This is a genomic window from Paenibacillus pectinilyticus (genome assembly GCF_001700435.1).
Lineage (GTDB): Bacteria > Bacillota > Bacilli > Paenibacillales > NBRC-103111 > Paenibacillus_E > Paenibacillus_E pectinilyticus.
This window is the reverse complement of the sequence record NZ_LYPC01000002.1, coordinates 174297-192309: the sequence shown is the minus strand read 5'-3', so window position 1 is coordinate 192309 and position 18013 is coordinate 174297. Positions and strand designations below refer to the sequence as shown.

Annotated in this window: 20 protein-coding genes; 15 read left to right on the top strand and 5 right to left on the bottom strand. The window is 43.3% G+C overall.

What is annotated here, in order from left to right:
- The first annotated feature begins 34 nt into the window (after positions 1-34).
- From A8709_RS01165 to A8709_RS34355, 4 genes are all read left to right on the top strand, one after another.
- A complete protein-coding gene (locus A8709_RS01165) occupies positions 35-310 on the top strand; it encodes a YlaH-like family protein (RefSeq protein WP_065850473.1) in 276 nt (91 codons plus the stop codon).
- A gap of 22 nt (positions 311-332) precedes the next feature.
- Entirely contained in the window at positions 333-770 is a 438-nt protein-coding gene (locus A8709_RS01160) for a hypothetical protein (RefSeq protein ID WP_065850376.1), read from the top strand.
- A gap of 1 nt (position 771) precedes the next feature.
- Positions 772-1053 carry a hypothetical protein gene (locus tag A8709_RS01155; RefSeq protein WP_065850375.1) on the top strand — a complete coding sequence of 94 codons (282 nt, stop codon included), beginning with the start codon at positions 772-774 and terminating at the stop codon, positions 1051-1053.
- 188 nt (positions 1054-1241) lie between these two features.
- Positions 1242-1385 (top strand): hypothetical protein, encoded by a 144-nt coding sequence (locus A8709_RS34355; RefSeq protein WP_167356968.1) that lies wholly within the window; start codon positions 1242-1244, stop codon positions 1383-1385.
- 40 nt (positions 1386-1425) lie between these two features.
- On the opposite strand, the gene A8709_RS01150 is transcribed toward A8709_RS34355, so the two are convergent.
- Positions 1426-1974 (bottom strand): YhcN/YlaJ family sporulation lipoprotein, encoded by a 549-nt coding sequence (locus tag A8709_RS01150; protein WP_065850374.1) that lies wholly within the window; start codon positions 1972-1974, stop codon positions 1426-1428.
- A 113-nt stretch (positions 1975-2087) separates the two neighbouring features.
- Between A8709_RS01150 and A8709_RS01145 the strand changes: the two genes are divergently transcribed.
- Entirely contained in the window at positions 2088-3419 is a 1332-nt protein-coding gene (locus tag A8709_RS01145) for a PhoH family protein (protein WP_065850373.1), read from the top strand.
- A 41-nt stretch (positions 3420-3460) separates the two neighbouring features.
- Here the strand turns inward: A8709_RS01145 and A8709_RS01140 are convergent, their stop codons facing one another.
- From A8709_RS01140 to A8709_RS01130, 3 genes are all read right to left on the bottom strand, one after another.
- Positions 3461-3949: a hypothetical protein gene (locus A8709_RS01140; RefSeq protein ID WP_065850372.1), complete on the bottom strand. Its 489-nt coding sequence runs from the start codon at positions 3947-3949 to the stop codon at positions 3461-3463.
- Positions 3950-3992: 43 nt separating this feature from the next.
- A complete protein-coding gene (locus A8709_RS01135) occupies positions 3993-5087 on the bottom strand; it encodes a murein hydrolase activator EnvC family protein (RefSeq protein WP_065850371.1) in 1095 nt (364 codons plus the stop codon).
- Positions 5088-5187: 100 nt separating this feature from the next.
- A complete protein-coding gene (locus A8709_RS01130; protein ID WP_065850370.1) occupies positions 5188-6153 on the bottom strand; it encodes a hypothetical protein in 966 nt (321 codons plus the stop codon).
- Between the two features lie 87 nt (positions 6154-6240).
- Between A8709_RS01130 and A8709_RS01125 the strand changes: the two genes are divergently transcribed.
- Positions 6241-7374, top strand: coding sequence for a class I SAM-dependent methyltransferase (locus tag A8709_RS01125; protein ID WP_065850369.1), 1134 nt, complete (start codon positions 6241-6243; stop codon positions 7372-7374).
- Between the two features lie 32 nt (positions 7375-7406).
- Here the strand turns inward: A8709_RS01125 and A8709_RS01120 are convergent, their stop codons facing one another.
- Positions 7407-7637: a DUF2626 domain-containing protein gene (locus A8709_RS01120; RefSeq protein ID WP_028558057.1), complete on the bottom strand. Its 231-nt coding sequence runs from the start codon at positions 7635-7637 to the stop codon at positions 7407-7409.
- Between the two features lie 356 nt (positions 7638-7993).
- Here A8709_RS01120 and A8709_RS01115 point away from each other — a divergent pair, with 356 nt between their 5' ends.
- The 9 genes from A8709_RS01115 to bshC all read left to right on the top strand — a co-directional run bounded on the left by A8709_RS01115 (position 7994) and on the right by bshC (position 18003).
- Positions 7994-8647: an RsfA family transcriptional regulator gene (locus A8709_RS01115; RefSeq protein WP_065850368.1), complete on the top strand. Its 654-nt coding sequence runs from the start codon at positions 7994-7996 to the stop codon at positions 8645-8647.
- 116 nt (positions 8648-8763) lie between these two features.
- Positions 8764-9723 (top strand): ketopantoate reductase family protein, encoded by a 960-nt coding sequence (locus tag A8709_RS01110; RefSeq protein WP_065850367.1) that lies wholly within the window; start codon positions 8764-8766, stop codon positions 9721-9723.
- 16 nt (positions 9724-9739) lie between these two features.
- Entirely contained in the window at positions 9740-10138 is a 399-nt protein-coding gene (locus tag A8709_RS01105; RefSeq protein ID WP_065850366.1) for a DUF3397 domain-containing protein, read from the top strand.
- 391 nt (positions 10139-10529) lie between these two features.
- Positions 10530-12212, top strand: coding sequence for a peptide ABC transporter substrate-binding protein (locus A8709_RS01100; protein WP_065850365.1), 1683 nt, complete (start codon positions 10530-10532; stop codon positions 12210-12212).
- Positions 12213-12310: 98 nt separating this feature from the next.
- Positions 12311-13243: an ABC transporter permease gene (locus A8709_RS01095; protein WP_065850364.1), complete on the top strand. Its 933-nt coding sequence runs from the start codon at positions 12311-12313 to the stop codon at positions 13241-13243.
- Positions 13244-13246: 3 nt separating this feature from the next.
- Positions 13247-14179: an ABC transporter permease gene (locus tag A8709_RS01090; protein ID WP_065850363.1), complete on the top strand. Its 933-nt coding sequence runs from the start codon at positions 13247-13249 to the stop codon at positions 14177-14179.
- 16 nt (positions 14180-14195) lie between these two features.
- On the top strand, positions 14196-15230 hold the full coding sequence (locus tag A8709_RS01085) for an ABC transporter ATP-binding protein (RefSeq protein WP_167356967.1): 1035 nt from the start codon (positions 14196-14198) through the stop codon (positions 15228-15230).
- Positions 15223-16203 (top strand): ABC transporter ATP-binding protein, encoded by a 981-nt coding sequence (locus A8709_RS01080; protein WP_065850361.1) that lies wholly within the window; start codon positions 15223-15225, stop codon positions 16201-16203. The genes A8709_RS01085 and A8709_RS01080 overlap by 8 nt, the downstream gene beginning before the upstream one ends.
- Before the next feature lie 171 nt (positions 16204-16374).
- A complete protein-coding gene (gene bshC, locus A8709_RS01075; protein WP_244163060.1) occupies positions 16375-18003 on the top strand; it encodes a bacillithiol biosynthesis cysteine-adding enzyme BshC in 1629 nt (542 codons plus the stop codon).
- Positions 18004-18013: the final 10 nt, after the last annotated feature.

Below are 18013 nucleotides of genomic sequence, written 5' to 3'. Positions count from 1 at the left end.
ATTGATGAAATGGAGTGTATGTTCGTTGACTGCCTTGAATGAATGGTTCGCCAATCACCTCTTAATCACGTATCTCTTAATCTTTGTTTTCATGTCCTATGTGTATAATAAAGTGTTCCGCACACGTAAGTTGCCTGTCCTCAAGACGGCACTCATTTATGTGCTGCTTGCCATCGGGTCTGTGATGCTGCTCGTCTTTCAAATTGTCGGATTGCCCATTGTACTCTGCTTAACGGTTGCGATCGCGATGATGTTTATGGTGAGAATTCGATATTTTATGGAAAAAAGAAGCGGTAAAAGACCGACTTAATTGAGTGAGGAGCCCTTGCCTTATGACTCGATATTGGTTAACGCCCATCGTAAGTTATTCGCCTTTGACCTTAGGTGCCGCGCGTATGGATATTCCTGCTGCTTCGGATTTTGAAGCTTTCCGCCAAATGGCGGCCCATCAGCATCCGCGATTACTCCCGATGTTTAAAGCAAGTCTGCTTCTGAGTGACGATGAAGATGTATGTGGTTCAGAGCTCGTAGAATTAGATCTAACGCTTGAAGAGGATCTCGTATTTAATGGTGAGCCTTTACATCTATCGCATTGCGCAGAAGCGTTCCTCGATCGTTTGTTGACTAACCAAGAGGCCGGTTTACTGTTGTCAGTCATGGAGGAAGAAGCGGGTTCATTAGAAGGTCCTCCTAAAGGTTGGCTGAAACAGTGGCGCGAGTGGTTAGAAGCTGGTTATGACATTGTGCTATTAAGAGAGGACGGATGTTGACATGAAGCTTGGCGATGCTTTCTTCAATTGGCTGCAAATGCATATCGTTTCAGAAGCAAGACCTGAGGATGAAGCGGCCAAGGAGACACTTGATTTCTTTGCACTCATCCTTCGTGAAGATCATGGAGTCAGTAATCTTACTATTCTGCCAGAATCAGACGACATGAAGATTTGGATTGGTTATGAACATGAGGGAGAGTATCATCGACATCACTTTGATCGTGAGAGCGCAGAGAAGCTGTTAGATGATATCAACTCCAACCCTATTTACAACAATCAATAGCGGTTTAACGCTGTGAATTGACGGACATAAGTTGCGTTAATGAACGTACACTAATGTATATCTGGGTGAAAAAGGAGTACTCAGCCTATCTGAAAATAGATACATAATGGTGGAACGCTTGGCACTAGCTATGCTATACTGTAAGTGTAAGGAGCGTTTTCAACCACCTAGTAGGAGGCGCAAACGATATGGCTGAACACCTAACTGCTACAATGAAGCAATGGTTGGATAGCGCCGAACTGTTAATTAAAGCTGAATATGCAAAAGCTTGTGAGAGCCGAGACAACCTCTTTTCACTCGGCCGAGTTTTTGATGCGATAAAAAAAGCCTAGATCTGCGTCTGCAGTCAGGCTTTTTGTCATCTTCAGCGATTTATCGGGCTGGAACCTGTGGACTGTTGCCATTGGGGCCGGCGTTATCTATATCTTGATCATTGCGAATATCACGTGGCAGCTGAGGCATGACTCGACCTACAATATCAGCCATTTGTTCTGCAAAGCCTGTGACCGGTCTTCCTGCCTTGATGTTATCCCGGATATTGCGTAAGCGTTGATCTAAATCCATGTCAGCCGTCACGATCGCATTAACACCGTACGGATCCTTCTTGAGTGCCTCAGCTACCGAGTACTTGACGGTACCTACTTTAGAACGATCTAGGTCTTTCTTAATGTTAATGCCGAGAACAGCTGTATTGCCGAAGACAACGCAGTGAGCGCTCTCTACTAACGGGATACCCATTGCTAGGTTTTCCAAATGCGCTGCAACTGCCTTCGAATCTTTGATTTCAAGCTTTTGCGGAGCAATTTGTTGAACTTTTACTTGTTTTTGATTCGTATCTTGAGAGGGGGCACCACTTTTCGGCGCTTGACTGCAGCCTACCGCGAGGGTAAGTATCAGTGCACATACGCATATTAGTCTCACCAGAATCGTTCCCTTCTTTCCTTGAATCTCGCGTTTAGTTTGTCCTGCACAGTTAGGTTGTATGTATGAATATAACCAATGATCTAACGCCAAATCTGGGAGGGGACACACCAATGAAAAAAATTTACGTGTTGGATACCAATGTACTGCTTCAGGACCCTAATGCCCTATTCGCATTCGAAGATAATGAAGTAGTCATACCCGCCGTGGTGTTGGAGGAAATCGATTCGAAGAAACGAAATGCGGATGAAATCGGTCGCAATGCCAGACATGTTTCGAGATTGCTAGACGGATTAAGAGCCAAAGGCAACTTATCCGATGGCATTACACTTGGCCATGGCGGCAGTATCAAAGTGGAGCTTAACCATCGCAGTTTTGCGAAATTGCAAGATACGTTTGCTGAATTAACGAATGATAATCGCATTCTTGCGGTTGCGCTTAACTACCATTTAGAAGAGCAAGAAAATGATATCGCCAGACCCGTCGTGATCGTAAGTAAAGATACGCTTGTTCGGATTAAGGCGGATGTCCTTGGTATTCCGGCGCAGGATTATTTAACGGATCGGATAGTAGCTCAAACCGATATGTATACGGGGTATATCACGCTTTTCGTGCATCCATCGGTCATTGATGAGTTTTACTCGTACCGCTTCTTGACCGTGACTTCACTGAATTTGGGCTACATGCTGCACCCGCATGAATTTGTCATTTTGCGGGATGAGCTAGGCTCTTCCAAATCTGCTCTGCTCAAAGTCACACCGGACGCCAAAAAGCTTGAGCCGCTTTACATGAGTAATGATCCCATCTGGGGAATTGCAGCGCGGAATGCGCAGCAGCGAATGGCTCTTGAGCTTCTGCTCAATGACGATATCCCGCTCGTCACCCTGACAGGGAAAGCGGGAACAGGTAAAACGCTGCTTACGTTAGCTGCGGGGCTCATGAAAATTGAGGATGATCGCAAGTACAAGAAGCTGTTGATTGCTCGTCCAGTTGTTCCGATGGGCAAGGATATCGGTTACCTGCCTGGTGAAAAAGATGAAAAGTTGCGTCCTTGGATGCAGCCGATCTATGATAATTTGGAGTATTTGTTTGATACCAAAAAACCAGGCGATATTGAAAAAATACTTGCTGGTTTAGGTAGTATTCAAGTAGAGGCGTTGACGTATATTCGTGGACGGTCCATTCCTGGTCAATTTATTATCATTGATGAAGCACAGAACTTATCGAAGCACGAAGTCAAGACGATTGTCTCACGTGTGGGAGAAGGCAGTAAGATCGTCCTCTTAGGCGATCCTGATCAAATCGACCATCCATACCTGGATGCCTCTAGTAACGGCCTTACGTACGTGGTAGAGCGCTTCAAACAGGAAGGGATTAGCGGACACATCACGTTAGAGCGCGGTGAGCGTTCTCATCTGGCACAATTGGCGGCAGATTTGCTTTAAAAAAAGAAAGAAAAGCCCACATCCGACGATGTGGGCTTTTTTCATTGCACTTCGATCTTACATCGATAGGCTTTGGCAATGCCAAACATGAGTTCCTCGAGCTGTCGATCAACAACGTACACATCTCGATTATCCAGATCCTTGTACTGCGCGATGAGGTGTTCTTCCACTTGAAGCGCAGCTTGATCGACCTCAACAGGAGGGCTGTCCGTCGTGAATCGGAAGGAGGTGACGATTTTGTCATACAGATAATGATGTTCGGCGCGGCTAGTAAAGCCATAATCACTGAACAAATCGGTCAATTCGGCATCCTCTTGGAGCAAACGAAGCGCCATCGGCGTGGTTTCAATGTTAAAATGCACCATTACCTCGAGAGCAGCACGTCGCTGCTCTTCATTGCTGACAATTAGCATTTCTTTGTCACGGTCGAATAGCTCGACTTTATCGGCAAGTGCTTTGATAATTTGAGCGTAAAAGCCGGGGATTTTCCCGTCAGGCAGGTCCATCATAAGACCAATTTTAGATTCCATCGCTGTTAGTCCTCACTTTATCTTGATTATCTGTACTAGTAGTTTACAGAGATATTTTGAGTTTCACAACTGCTACACCTTTTTTGGTCTCTACACTAAGCACATCGAGATAACTTGCTACTTTTTTCGGGACGAAGCCTAGCTGAAAATCTTTCGAAAAGTCAGCAATTGTCGTATCAGGCAGCTTGAAGCCGTTAAATTCCAGATTGTCTACGACAAACCGCACCTCATTCATATTATCTGCATTCGTAAGCAGAACGAAGTTCCCGTATATGGAAATCTGCAGGTCACCTTTTTTGCCTGTAGCAATCATAGCGCCATCCTTGAATTCGAAATTCAATGTTTGGAGAAGATCGCTTTTGGAGTGAAGATACGCGTTGAAATCGGTGTCGGTCAGATTGACAACTGGCGTATTGGAAGTGACGCTAATATATTTACCAGCCATTAGAAAATCTGGTAGCGCCCGGAAAGCCGTGGACAAATTATCTAAGTAATCCCTCGCTAACGGCAAGCCATCTTGTTTCCATTGATCATTCAAGCTCTTGATTTGCGCTGTGATCGCCGCGGCTTGCGTACTGATCGCGAGTTGTTTGTCCAAATCTTCTTGAAGTTTAACGAGTCTTTCGCGTTGTTGAAGCAGTTTATCCTTGGTCGTCTGAAGTTGAGTTCGCGAGTCAGCTAACACGGTTTGTAGTTTCTTCAACTTCTGAAAGGAATCCGTAAACATCGCCAAAGATCGATGATCATTGGTGATAATCATTTGCAGGTATTCAAACATTCGAAGCGCGTCGGTGAAGGAGCTGGCAGCGAATAGCAGCATCCAGATCGAATCCCGATCTCCTGTATAATAAGCGCGTAATACTTTGCCGGCGTGCTTGCGAGTGGTATCGACATTTCCGCTTTGCTTCGCTATATCTTGCTCGTTCTGCTTGATTTGTTCGCCGATTTTGGCATCCTGATCATTTAAGCGAGCGACTTCTTTATCGATTTCAAAAATGGTGAGTCCTTTTTGGACTAGCTCTTTCGCTTCGTCTTGTGCCGTGCCGGTCTCTTCGGCCGAAACTGCTGTATACGGCAATGTGAGCTGCGTTAGCATAACAATAGACAACAGCATCGCTGTGAGTTTTTTAGATTTCATTGATGGTATTCTCCCCCTATGAATAGATTATCATATTTCTATTAAATGAAGCACAAAAAAATACTTACCTTTGGGGAAAGGTAAGTATTTCACCCTACATCTATTTTTTGGCAGCAGGTGCTACTAACTTCAAAATGTCATCGAAGCTCTTCACCTTAGCAGGGACTTCCTTGCTTAACGGCGTGCCTTGATTAATCGCATCATACGTCTGATGAAGCAGGATATGATTGTCGAGGGCTTTGCCATCTACGGTTACAGCGAACGTAATATCTAGCGTTTGGTCGCGAATAAAGCCTTTATCGTCAATAGCAACCTTCATGGAGCTTGGTGCTTTGAGTTGAAGGGAGCCTAAGTCATTTTTCTTAAGAACTTCCGCTTTGTCTGCGGACAGGAAGCCGTTCGATTTCAAGGTATCAACAAATTCTGGTAATTTGGTCTGGAATTGCTTATTGATTTCCTTCTCATTCTTCGATGTTAAATCAACCTGTATCGACTTAGCGGAGGTGCCATCGCTCAACTTCACAGGGTCTTTGGATTCTTTATACCACTTCGCATCGATGCCTTCAAAAATCAATTTACTTAGCGTACTAGATACTTGAGACGAATTCTTTAAAGTGTCTGCTGTTAATGGGCTGGAAGATTGGCTCATTTTTTGCAAATCGATCGCATAATACTCATCAGCCGTTTTATTTAAGACTGGCATATTAAAATACATTTTGCTATCTTTAATGAGAATTGGTATGGCAATAGGGGATGTTGATCCTTTGGCCGTAACCTGCAGGTCAGTTTGGAATTGAAGCGGGTCTACATTGCTGATCCCCTTCCAAGTTATTGTACTTTCTCTGATCAAAGACAACAACCCGTTCGTAAGAGGGTTGGCTGATTTCATCAAACCATCACTGATCGATAGTGTCGTGTTACCATCAAAGGTATACGACTTCATTTCTGTTTGTTTGTTTACGGATTGTTGAAATGCTTCTTTCACTTTGGTGTTATCGGTACAAGCTGTCAACGAGACTAGGCTAATTGCCGTTATCGCTGTTAAGGTAATCCATTTTTTTGACATGCGGGGCTGTCTCTCCTTCCATAATCCTTTTTCATTATAAGGGTTTCGTATTCATTTGTCTGTAAGTAAAGAACTGGGGGTTGTGACATGGAGCAACGAATAGGGAATGTTGGTGTCGTTTCAGCCTTAAAGGAAGCGATTAAAACCGCGGCCAATCAACGAATTCCTTTTCAAACCTATATGGAAATCTGCTTATATCAAGAGACTTACGGATACTATCGAAATGATCAAATCAAGATTGGTAAACAAGGCGATTTCTACACAAGCTCTTCGATCGGCACGGTGATGGGGGAAATGGTAGCCTCGTATATCAGTAAGGATTTGCAGCAATCTATCAGGATGCCGGCGTCTATCCAACTTGTTGAATGGGGTGGTGGGAATGGACGGATGGCTTTGCAGATTCTTGATGAATTAAAGTCATCTTTCCCTAACGTTTACGCTCGTACTTCCTATGCAATCATTGAATCTAGTCCCTACCACCGTCAACTCCAAAGAGACAGGCTGGTAGAACATGCTGCCTTAACGCGTTTCGTAGATGAAACAGAGTGGCTGAAAGAGATGCCAGAGGAACATGTTTATGTAATTGCCAATGAACTGCTTGATGCTTTCCCAGTCCAAAGAGTCCGATATCTGGATGATCATTACCAAGAGTCTTATGTGACTTGGCAGGATCAACTCCCTCATTTCATAGAGGTTTGGTTCCCTGTAGAATCACAACGTACTTTAGACTATCTTTCTTCTATAGAAGTTCAATGGCGTGAGGGACAAATAGGGGAAGTGAATCTGGGTGCATGGGATTGGTATGCCAGACTATCTGGGCGAATGCGCAGCGGTGCTGTCATCGCCATTGATTATGGAGACATCGAGTCTGAACTATTCGCGCCGCACAGACATCAAGGAACGCTGATGTGCTATCGCAAGCATGAAGCTCATGATAATCCGTTCTTGTTCCCGGGGGAACAGGATATAACAGCTCATGTGAATTTTAGCTATTGCCAAAGGGCCGCTATGGCATCCGGTTTTGATGTCTGTCCGTTAGTAACGCAGCGACAGTTCTTGGTTGATCAAGGCATTTTGGAAAAATTACAAAATCATGCTGATCCGAATCCGTTCAGTGAAGTTTCCAAACGGAACCGTTCGATTCGACAATTGCTACTGAGTGACGGAATGAGTGAATTATTTAAAGTGTGCATCACAACGAAAAAAGGTGAATTGGCTTAAGAGCCAACTCACCTTTTTGTTTGTTGTGTGGATTAGATGGACATTTTGAAAAATGACCAGTACGTAAATCCGCTGAAGGAGATAATCATATATCCCCAGAACAACAATATGTAAGTACGTTCTGACAAGCGCATATAGCCTAGAATGACGAATACGGCAGTTTGAAAAAAGAAAATCAGAGACATAGGTATCATATCGCCAGCTAAGCTCATTAGTGCGATAACAAGTGTCCAAAAACCTAGAACCCGAAACATGCGATCCATTCTCGTTACATCCCCCTCTCATACCACGTTGCACTTTAACTACAACACATTATACCGTTTGATCCAAGTGGTGTAAACCGTCAAACGGTGACGAAATTGAAAACATTTCATCAGATACACGTAGTATGTCTTTTTATACGAATCCCATGTATGAGTGTCAAAAAATTTGGCAATACCATTTAGTATCAAATAGATTCTATGAACTCTAGTACGGGCATAGAAATAGTAATAATGGCACGAATCAATTGATACCCTGACTTGACAAATTGATTCTTCTTTATGATGTAACCGTGGGTAGGAGAGACTTTGTTCAAAACATGCGAAGCTCCCTATATTATGTTAGGAGGTTTGACCTTATGTCGGCAATTAGACAAGATGCTTGGAGCGATGAAGACGATTTAATTTTAGCGGAGTTGACATTGCGTCATATCCGAGAAGGAAGTACACAATTATCTGCGTTTGAAGAAGTTGGCGAGCGCATTGGACGAACAGCGGCTGCATGTGGGTTCCGTTGGAACAGTTTTGTTAGAAAGAAGTATGAAGCAGCGATTCAAATCGCCAAAGCGCAGCGTCAGAAACGGACGCAGTTGAAAAAACATGCACCCGTTTCGATTTCAGGCTCATCTACGATTGGTCTTCTTGATAGCCCGGAGGCTCAAGCGGGTAAAAGTGAATCCTTTACAGAAGAGACGCTTTCTATAGATGCTGTCATTCGATTCTTACGTCAATGGCGGAGCACCTATCAGGATATGAATCGTCATATCAAGACGTTGGAAAAAGAATTGCAGGATAAAGAGGACGAACTCGATAGACTTGGCAGAGAAAATAATAAGCTGAATAAACAAGTTAATGAAGTTGAAACAGATTACCGTGTTGTGAATGATGATTATAAAGCGCTTATACAAATTATGGATCGAGCTAGGAAAATGGCTTTCCTTGTTGAAGAAGAGGAAGAAGAGAAACCTCGGTTCAAAATGGATGCCAACGGAAATTTAGAAAGAGTAGATTAAGTGTAAATGGAAGTACTAAGTAAAGACTTCAAGTAAAAGTCGTTGTCCAAGGGATCTCTTGGGCTGCGGCTTTTTTCATGTATAATAAGCTAGGACAATAGCTAGGAGGTCGATCTATGCGAATCATGATAATTGGTGGAGGCTCACTAGGACTCCTTTTTGCCTCTAAGATGGCTGCCTACTGCAGTCAATTAACAGTCGTCACTAGGACGAGAGAGCAAGCAATAGAGCTTACAAGGGTTGGTATAACGCGAAATGAAAGAGAATCACAGGAACATGTGAATGAGAGCAGCCTGTCATTTTGCAGCTATATAGATGAAATGAATGTGGATAGGACTCTTAACACTCCCAATCCGCGATTAGATTATATCTTCCTTATGGTCAAGCAAACGGCGATTACGTCGGAGCTTCTTCAATTTATACAGAATCACATATCTATAGCTACTTATCTGGTTAGCTTTCAAAATGGCATTGGACATGAGTGGAAGCTAAGCCAAGCCATCGGTGAAGATCGCTTACTGCTTGCTGTTACAACGGAAGGGGCTAAGCGGAATGGGTATACGGCTGTCAACCACACCGGTCATGGGATTACTTATATAGGTGAAATGGCATCGAACGAGGAGGGTGCTGAACATAATCAGCATAATTTGTTGGTGCAAGTGCTGGAGCAAGCAGGATTTCAAACCGTTTTGTCGAAAAATATGGAAGTCAGGGTCTGGAGTAAACTTGCCATTAATGCGGTTATTAATCCGCTAACAGCGCTACTTCGAATGAGGAATGGAGAATTGCTGGAGTCCGCATGGACCCTCGATCTGATGAATGATCTTTATCAAGAAGTGCAAAGCGTGGCGTATGCCCAAGGTATAAGGCTGCCCGATGATTTATGGGACACCATTCTTGGGGTATGCGAAGCAACAAGTCGCAATCATTCTTCTATGCTGCAGGATATCGAGGCATCAAGGCATACAGAAGTTGACTATATGAACGGAAGCTTACTTCGGTTGGCGAAGGAGTCTGATCTCAGTTTGCCGACTCATAGCATGATTTATCGGATGATCAAGGCATTAGAAAAATAAGAGGTGACAGTTCGGGATGGATGGTTTAGTGAATATCATTTCCACGTTGTATGCGATATTGGCGGTTGCGCCATTCATAACGTTCGTTATCATTTGGTTTCTTGTTTTTCTATTTCTCAAAGATAAGAAGATGACGACGCGGTTAACCATGGATGTGACCACGTTGTTTCTACTAGGCTCGGTTTCTTTAATGTGGAACAAACTATTTCAAACCCAATTTGGATTTTGGTTAATTATCCTGTTTTTATTAATTGCTTTCGGTATTATTGGGGGTTATCAAACGCATCTTAAAGGTGAAACGAATTTATTAAAGGTAGGCAGGCTTGTCTGGAGGCTTAGCTTTGTCGGCTTGTCCGCGTTATATATCCTACTTTTTGTAGTGCATATTAGTAAAAACTACCTATTTTCAACCTAGTTCTTCATTTCGTTTTCTTGATATTTGATGTTTTGGACAATATTGTAGCTGAACTTTGTAATATTTCTTTGATATTTGTAGAAAATAACAAAGAAAATCGTCTAGATTTTATTGACCGATGGTTGTATAATAAAAAACTGTTAAGGTAAATTTTTTTACCAGTGAATTAGTCAATGGTAAATTATTTATGGACAAACATTCATAATATGTTATAATTCCTTGCGTAGACTCTAGTAATTTTTTTTACCAGAGATTTATGTAATGATATATAACATTAAAGAAGCGGTTTCATTGATATCCTTGGTTAAAGGTGAAAGGTTTATGTTATATAACCTTACAAATCATCTGGCCGTAGATGTCTAGATATACATATTTTAAAGGAGGAGTTTATATGAAAGCGACAAAGTGGGTTACAACAGCAGTAGCATTAACGCTTATGGGTAGCGTAGCAGTTGGTTGTGGTAAAAATGAGGAAACACCATCTGCATCACCATCCGGTGGCGCAACAGGTACTTCAGCTCCGGCTTCCAACAAGCCTCAAGAAATTAAAATCAATTTCTCTGCAGAACCACCGATTATGGATAGTTCCAAAGCAACAGCGAATGCGGCATTTACATTTATCAGCGCATTTAACGAAGGTCTATATCGTATCGATAAAGATGGTAAAGCAACTGCTGGTCTTGCAAAAGACATGCCAAAAATTTCTGCTGATGGTTTAACGTACACGATCGATATTCGTGACAATGCGAATTGGTCTGATGGACAACCAGTAAAAGCACAAGATTTCGTTTATTCCTTCAAACGTACATTGGATCCTGCTACAAAAGGGCAATATAGCTTCGTAGTAGCTTGGATTAAAGGTGGAGAAGCTGTAACATCAGCTAAAACGCCTGAAGATGTTAAAAAAGCTCAAGACGCACTAGGCGTTAAAGCAATCAACGACAAACAACTTGAAATTACACTTGAAAAACCAGTTGCCTTCTTTACTTCCATGTTGGCATTCGGAACTTTCTTGCCACAACGTGAAGATTTCGTAACAAAAGCTGGCGACAAATATGGCGCAGAAGCTGATAAAGTAATTGGCGCAGGTCCTTTCATTTTGAGCAAATGGGATCACGGTCAAACACTTGAGCTTGTGAAAAACGACAAGTACTGGGATGCTGCAAATGTGAAATTAACAAAAGCAACAATCAATATCGTTAAAGACACAAATACAGGCCTTAACCTATATGAAACAGACGCGGCTGATCTAACTGAAATCAACCGTGACCAACTTACTTTGTACAAAGGTAAACCGGACAACCTGCCTAAGCCAGAGTTGACGAACTCCTACTTGATGTACCAAGTGAAAAAACAACCAGCACTTGCTAACAAAAAAATCCGTCAAGCTTTAGGTATGGCAATTGACCGTCAAGCTTATGTAGATACAGTTCTTGCTAACGGATCCGTAGCTTCCACTGGTCTAATCCCAGGTGGTACATCAGATGGCGCTGGCGGCGATTTCCGTAAAACTGCTGGTGATACACAGCCGAAGTTCGATGCAGCAAAAGCAAAACAATTGCTTGCTGAAGGTTTGAAAGAAGTTGGCTTAACAGAGCTTCCAAAAATGAAAGTGAACGCAGATGATACAGAAACTGCGAAAAAATCACTTGAATTCATTCTTGCACAATGGAAACAAAACCTAGGTTACGTAGCTGAAGCGAACCCAGTTCCACATGCTTTGCGTATCGAATTGTCCTCCAAACATGACTTCGACATCGTTCTTTCCCTATGGGGCGCGGATTACAACGATCCAATGACGTTCTTGGATATGTGGGTAACTGGCGGCGAGTTTGACGAAGGCGACTACAGCAACGCAGATTACGATAAACTTGTTAAATCCGCTCAAACAGAAACGGATGCAACAAAACGTGCGAAATCCTTAGTTGATGCTGAGAAAATCCTTATGGATGATCAAGGTGTAGCGCCATTGTACTTCCGTACACGTGCTTACCTGAAAAAAGAAAGTGTAAGTGGTTTGATCCTTCCTTCCTTCGGGCAAGAGTGGGAATTGAAATGGGCAACAATCAAGTAATTTAAATGAAGTTTTTGCATGGAGAAGGGGCCGTTCGCACCTCGTGGGAGCGGCCCCTTCTAATTCTTGTCTGTATATTTTAATAAAGGAGGAGCAATATGGTTAAGTTCATTCTTCGCCGTTTCCTATATGCGCTCATCACGTTATGGCTGATCGCAACATTTACTTTCGTCTTGATGAAAAACTTGCCAGGTAATCCACTAGGTGAAAGTGCTGAGAAGATTCCGAAAGCTACGAGAGATATGTTGATGAAGCAATACGGGTTAGATAAGCCATTGTGGCATCAGTATTTGACATTTATGAACAACATCATCCATGGCGATCTAGGAGCTTCCTTTCAATTTCCTGCACACAAAGTTACTGATATTATCAAGCAAGCATTTCCTTCATCCTTAGAACTTGGATTGATTTCAATCGTTATTGCGGTTGTTGTTGGTTTAACTTTAGGGATTATTGCGGCCTTGAACCATAATAAAGCTGGTGATTATACAGCGATGTTTATTGCGATTCTAGGTGTATCCATTCCGTCATTCGTTTTGGGTCCAATGCTTTCTTACTATGTAGGTGTTAAGTGGGGGATTTTACCTGCTGGTTTATGGAAAGGCCCGAAATACATGATTCTGCCATCACTTGCGTTATCTTTCGGTACGATTGCCATTCTGGCGCGTTTAATGCGTACTTCCATGCTGGATGTATTGAATCAAGATTATATTAAAACAGCGAAATCTAAAGGTTTGTCTAATTTGACAGTCGTATTTAAACACACAATTCGTAACGCGATATTACCTGTCATTACGATCATCGGCCCAATATTTGTAAACGTCATCACAGGTACGTTAGTAGTTGAACAGATTTTCGGTGTACCAGGATTGGGTAAGCATTTTGTAACATCGGTGTACTCGAATGATTATACGATGATTTCTGGATTAACTATTTTTTACTCAGCAATTTTGATCGTAGTGATCTTCTTAACCGACATCGTGTATGGCTTTGTAGACCCTAGAATTCGTCTTGGGAAAGGCGGGAAATAATTCATGCAAACTCCAAATGAATCAACAGAGACTAACTTCAAGTTTGCTCCCGTTTCAAATAAATCTTTAACTGGTGAAGTCATTGTTAGACCTTCGCTCAATTATTGGCAGGACGCATGGAGACGACTTAAGAAAAATAGACTGGCTATGGCTGGCTTAATTATATTGGTAACGTTGATCGTTCTAGCGATCATTGTGCCATTTGTTTCGAGCTACGATTATCAGACGCAAGACCTCAAAATTAAAAATATTGGTCCAACTGCTAAACATTGGTTCGGTACGGATGACTTTGGTCGTGATGTATGGACGCGTGTGTGGTGGGGAACTCGCATCTCCTTATTCATTGGTATCACAGCAGCGCTTATTGACTTAGTTGTAGGTGTTATCTATGGTGGGATTTCGGCTTACTACGGCGGAAAAGTTGACGAAATTATGCAACGTTCGATCGAAATCGTTTATGCGATTCCGTTCTTGTTGATTGCAATTTTGTTAATCATGGTTATCGGCTCAGGTGTTTCATCGATTATCATCGCGTATAGTATTACAGGTTGGGTTCCGATGGCTCGTCTTGTTCGTGGGCAAATGCTCACGCTCAAAGAGCAAGAATTTGTACTGGCTTCGCGTACATTGGGAGCTTCTCCCATGAGAATAATTATGCGTAGCTTGATCCCCAACGCACTTGGTATAATTATTGTACAGATCACATTCGTTGTGCCATCTGCGATCTTTACCGAAGCATTCTTAAGCTTCATTGGTCTTGGTGTTAAGCCTCCGCTGGCATCGCTAGGAAACTTGCTGTCAGACGGTGCTAACTATATACGTTTGTATCCGCATCGCCTTATTTTCCCGACGATTATTTTCAGCTTAATTCTATTGAGCTTCAATCTTCTCGGCGATGGGCTTCGTGATGCGCTAGATCCGAAAATGCGCAAGTAAGAAGGGGTGAATAATGATGAGCACCAATAACAATTTACTTGAAGTAAAAGATCTTCGAGTTTCATTCCAAACGTATGCGGGTGAAGTTCAAGCTGTTCGCGGCGTGTCTTTTTCTTTGAAAAAAGGTGAAGTGTTGGCGATTGTAGGTGAATCCGGTTGCGGTAAATCCGTAACGGCACAAACGCTCATGCGTTTAATTCCTACTCCGCCTAGCTATATAAAAAGCGGTTCTATCATGTTTGACGGGAAGCACGACATTACGAAGCTTTCTAACAGACAGATGGAGAAAATTCGTGGTTCTGAAATGGGTATGATTTTCCAGGATCCAATGACTTCTTTGAACCCAACGATGAAAATCGGTGATCAAATTACGGAAGGTTTGATCAAGCACGAAGGATTGAGTAAAAGCGCAGCTAGAGAAAGAGCAATTGAAATTCTTAAGCTGGTAGGCATTAACTCCCCTGAGGGTCGAATTCATCAGTATCCGCATGAACTTTCTGGCGGTATGCGTCAACGTGTTATGATCGCTATTGCTCTAGCTTGTTCGCCAAAGCTCCTCATTGCTGATGAGCCTACAACGGCGCTAGATGTGACGATTCAAGCACAAATCATTGATTTGATGAAGACAATCTCTGTGAAAACGGACTCATCCATTATCTTAATTACCCATGATCTTGGTGTTGTGGCTGATATGGCACAGCGTGTTGTCGTCATGTATGCAGGGAAAATTATTGAACAAGGCACCGTAGATGAAATTTTCTACGAGCCGCAGCATCCATATACATGGGGCTTACTTCGTTCAGTGCCGCGGTTGGATACCAACACGAATGAGGAGCTTGTGCCGATTCCTGGTACGCCGCCTGATTTGTTTGCTCCGCCAAAAGGGTGCGCATTCGCAGCGAGATGTCCTTATGCGATGAATCACTGTTTGGAAGAAGATCCAGCGCATTCTGTCTTGTCTGAGACTCATTCAGCAGCTTGCTGGTTGCTTCACCCTGATGCACCGAAGGTTGAACGTCCTGTAGGAGTGGGAGGTCATCAACATGTCTAATTCAAGCAACCTATCGAAGTCGGAAAAACCGATTCTGCAGATTCGCAATATGAAGAAGCACTTCAATCTTGGAAACGGTAAGATTTTGAAAGCTGTTGACAATTTTTCAATAGAAATTAAACGCGGTGAAACGTTTGGACTTGTAGGGGAATCTGGTTGTGGGAAATCGACAGCAGGAAGAACCATTATTAAGCTTTATGACGCGACAGAAGGCGAAGTTATCTTCGACGGTGAAGATGTTCACAAGCTGACAGGTAAAAAGTTAAAAGACTTCAACCGCAATATGCAAATGGTATTCCAAGATCCTTACGCATCGCTCAACCCGCGTATGACCGTAGGGAATATCATTGCTGAAGGCATCGATATTCATGGTTTATACAAAGGTGCTAAACGCAAAGAACGCGTGATGGAGTTATTGCGTGCTGTTGGTTTGAATGACGAGCATGCAAGCCGATTCCCGCATGAATTCTCCGGTGGTCAGCGTCAACGTATCGGGATTGCCCGTGCGCTTGCGATTGAACCGAAATTCATCATTGCGGATGAGCCGATTTCTGCCTTGGACGTTTCCGTACAAGCGCAGGTGGTTAACCTTTTCAAACGATTGCAAAAAGAAATGGGCTTGACCTACTTGTTTATCGCGCATGATTTGGCGATGGTGAAGCACATCTCTGACCGTATTGGCGTTATGTATCTGGGAAGTCTTGTAGAGGTAACGACATCGGATGCGCTTTATGCGAAGCCGCTGCACCCGTATACACAATCACTTCTTTCGGCTATTCCGATTCCAGATCCAGAAATAGAGCGTACGCGTGAGCGTATCATTCTTCAAGGCGATGTACCAAGTCCGCTCAACCCGCCTAGTGGTTGTCCGTTCCGTACGCGTTGTCCGCAAGCCATGGCGAAGTGTGCAGATTCGATGCCGCCGAGCAAAGAAGTGGAACCAAATCACTTTGTAGCTTGTCATCTTTATTAATAGCGTGGCCGTCCCGATGGGGGCGGCTTTTCGTTGTTTAGCCTTAAGGTTGTTGCGCCTATTAATTGTAATTAGAATAAATACAGTTTTGACGATTGCAGAGCTTACGTGTACAATTGAGGGATAGTCGTTTTATTTGTCAGGAAGAGGAGACACTAGACGCATATGCAAATGGAAACTTTTCATTGGAAAAAAAATCAGCAATTGTCAGAAGATTATATTGCGGGTAAAGATGCTGCTAAAGCACTATTTCCCTATCATTTTGGACGTGAGGAAGATTGGCAAGCCCGTGTTAGTTGGCTGGATGGCGCGGCTGGAAGTCCGCGTGTAGATCGTAAACGTCTTGTAGACACATTACATGCATATAATCTGCGTGTTGGCAATTCAGGTGCGGCCATGCGGCATATAGATGCTTTGGGGGATGCTCAGACGCTAGCCATCGTTGGCGGTCAGCAAGCAGGCCTGTTCGGTGGCGAGCTGCTCGTTCTCTATAAAGCGATCACGATTCTGCAATTGGCCCGTGAATGGAGTCACAAGCTGCAGCGCACCGTCGTTCCTATTTTCTGGATCGCTGGGGAAGATCATGATTTTGATGAAGTTAATCATATTAACGTACTTTCGAATACGCAGCACATAGAGAAGTTGAAAGTGGATCACCCTACAGGACTACGTACGTCTGTAAGTCGTTTACCGCTTTCCGCAGAGGCTTGGGAAGAGGCTTTGAACAAGCTCGACAGCGCCTTGATGGATACGGAGTTCAAAGCCTCACTAATAGCGAACTTGCGTTCAGCTACAGAGGATGGAGCTACGTTGAGTGACGCTTTTGCCCGCTGGATGGCGATGTTGTTTGGTGAATATGGGCTTGTACTTATTGATGCGGATGAACCTGGCGTTCGCGCCTTGGAATCATCTATGTTTGAAATGATCATCGATCAGAATGAATCTTTTGCTGGTGCGCTTTTGCGTAGTCAATCGGACGTTAGTGGGGCTGGCTATGGCATCCAAGCTGAGATTCAAGAAGATGGCGCGAATCTTTTTACTTTTGCTGAAGGGCAGCGTTTGTTGCTGCATCGGGAGAGTAACTATTTTGCAGATAAGAAGAACTTGATTCGTTTCTCGAAGGATGATCTAAGGGATTTGGCAACGCGGAAGCCTGAACGATTAAGTAATAATGTCATGTCTCGACCGCTTATGCAGGAATTTCTATTTCCCGTACTTGCGACCGTATTGGGTCCAGGCGAGATCGCATACTGGGCGCTGACGAAGCAAGCTTTCGAACATTTTCATATGAGAATGCCGATTGTTGCTCCACGCTTAGAATTTACCTTAATTGAAGGTACGATCAAGAAACAGATGGACAAATATGACTTCACAATAAATGATGTATTAGAACGCTTTGATGAGAAGAAACAAGCCTGGTTGGATGCGCAAGATACCTTGAGGCTGAATGACCGCTTCGACGAGGTGAAAGAGTCCTTCCGCAGCAGTTATGCACCGCTGGTAGAGTCACTCAGTGCTATTAATCCAGGGGTTAAGAAGCTTGGGGATACGAATTTGGCTAAAATTCTGGAACAAATCGATTACTTGCATCATAAAGCTAATGAAGCTTCACATACACAATTCGATGCAGCGATCCGGCAATTAGAGCGAATTCGTCTTACGATATTCCCGTTAGCCAAGCCGCAGGAAAGAGTGTATAATGGGTGTGCTTATCTGAATCGTTATGGGAATGCTTGGCTACATAGCTTAATTGAAACGCCGATACCCGTAGACGGCTTGCACCGTATCTATCATTTATAGGAGGAACGAA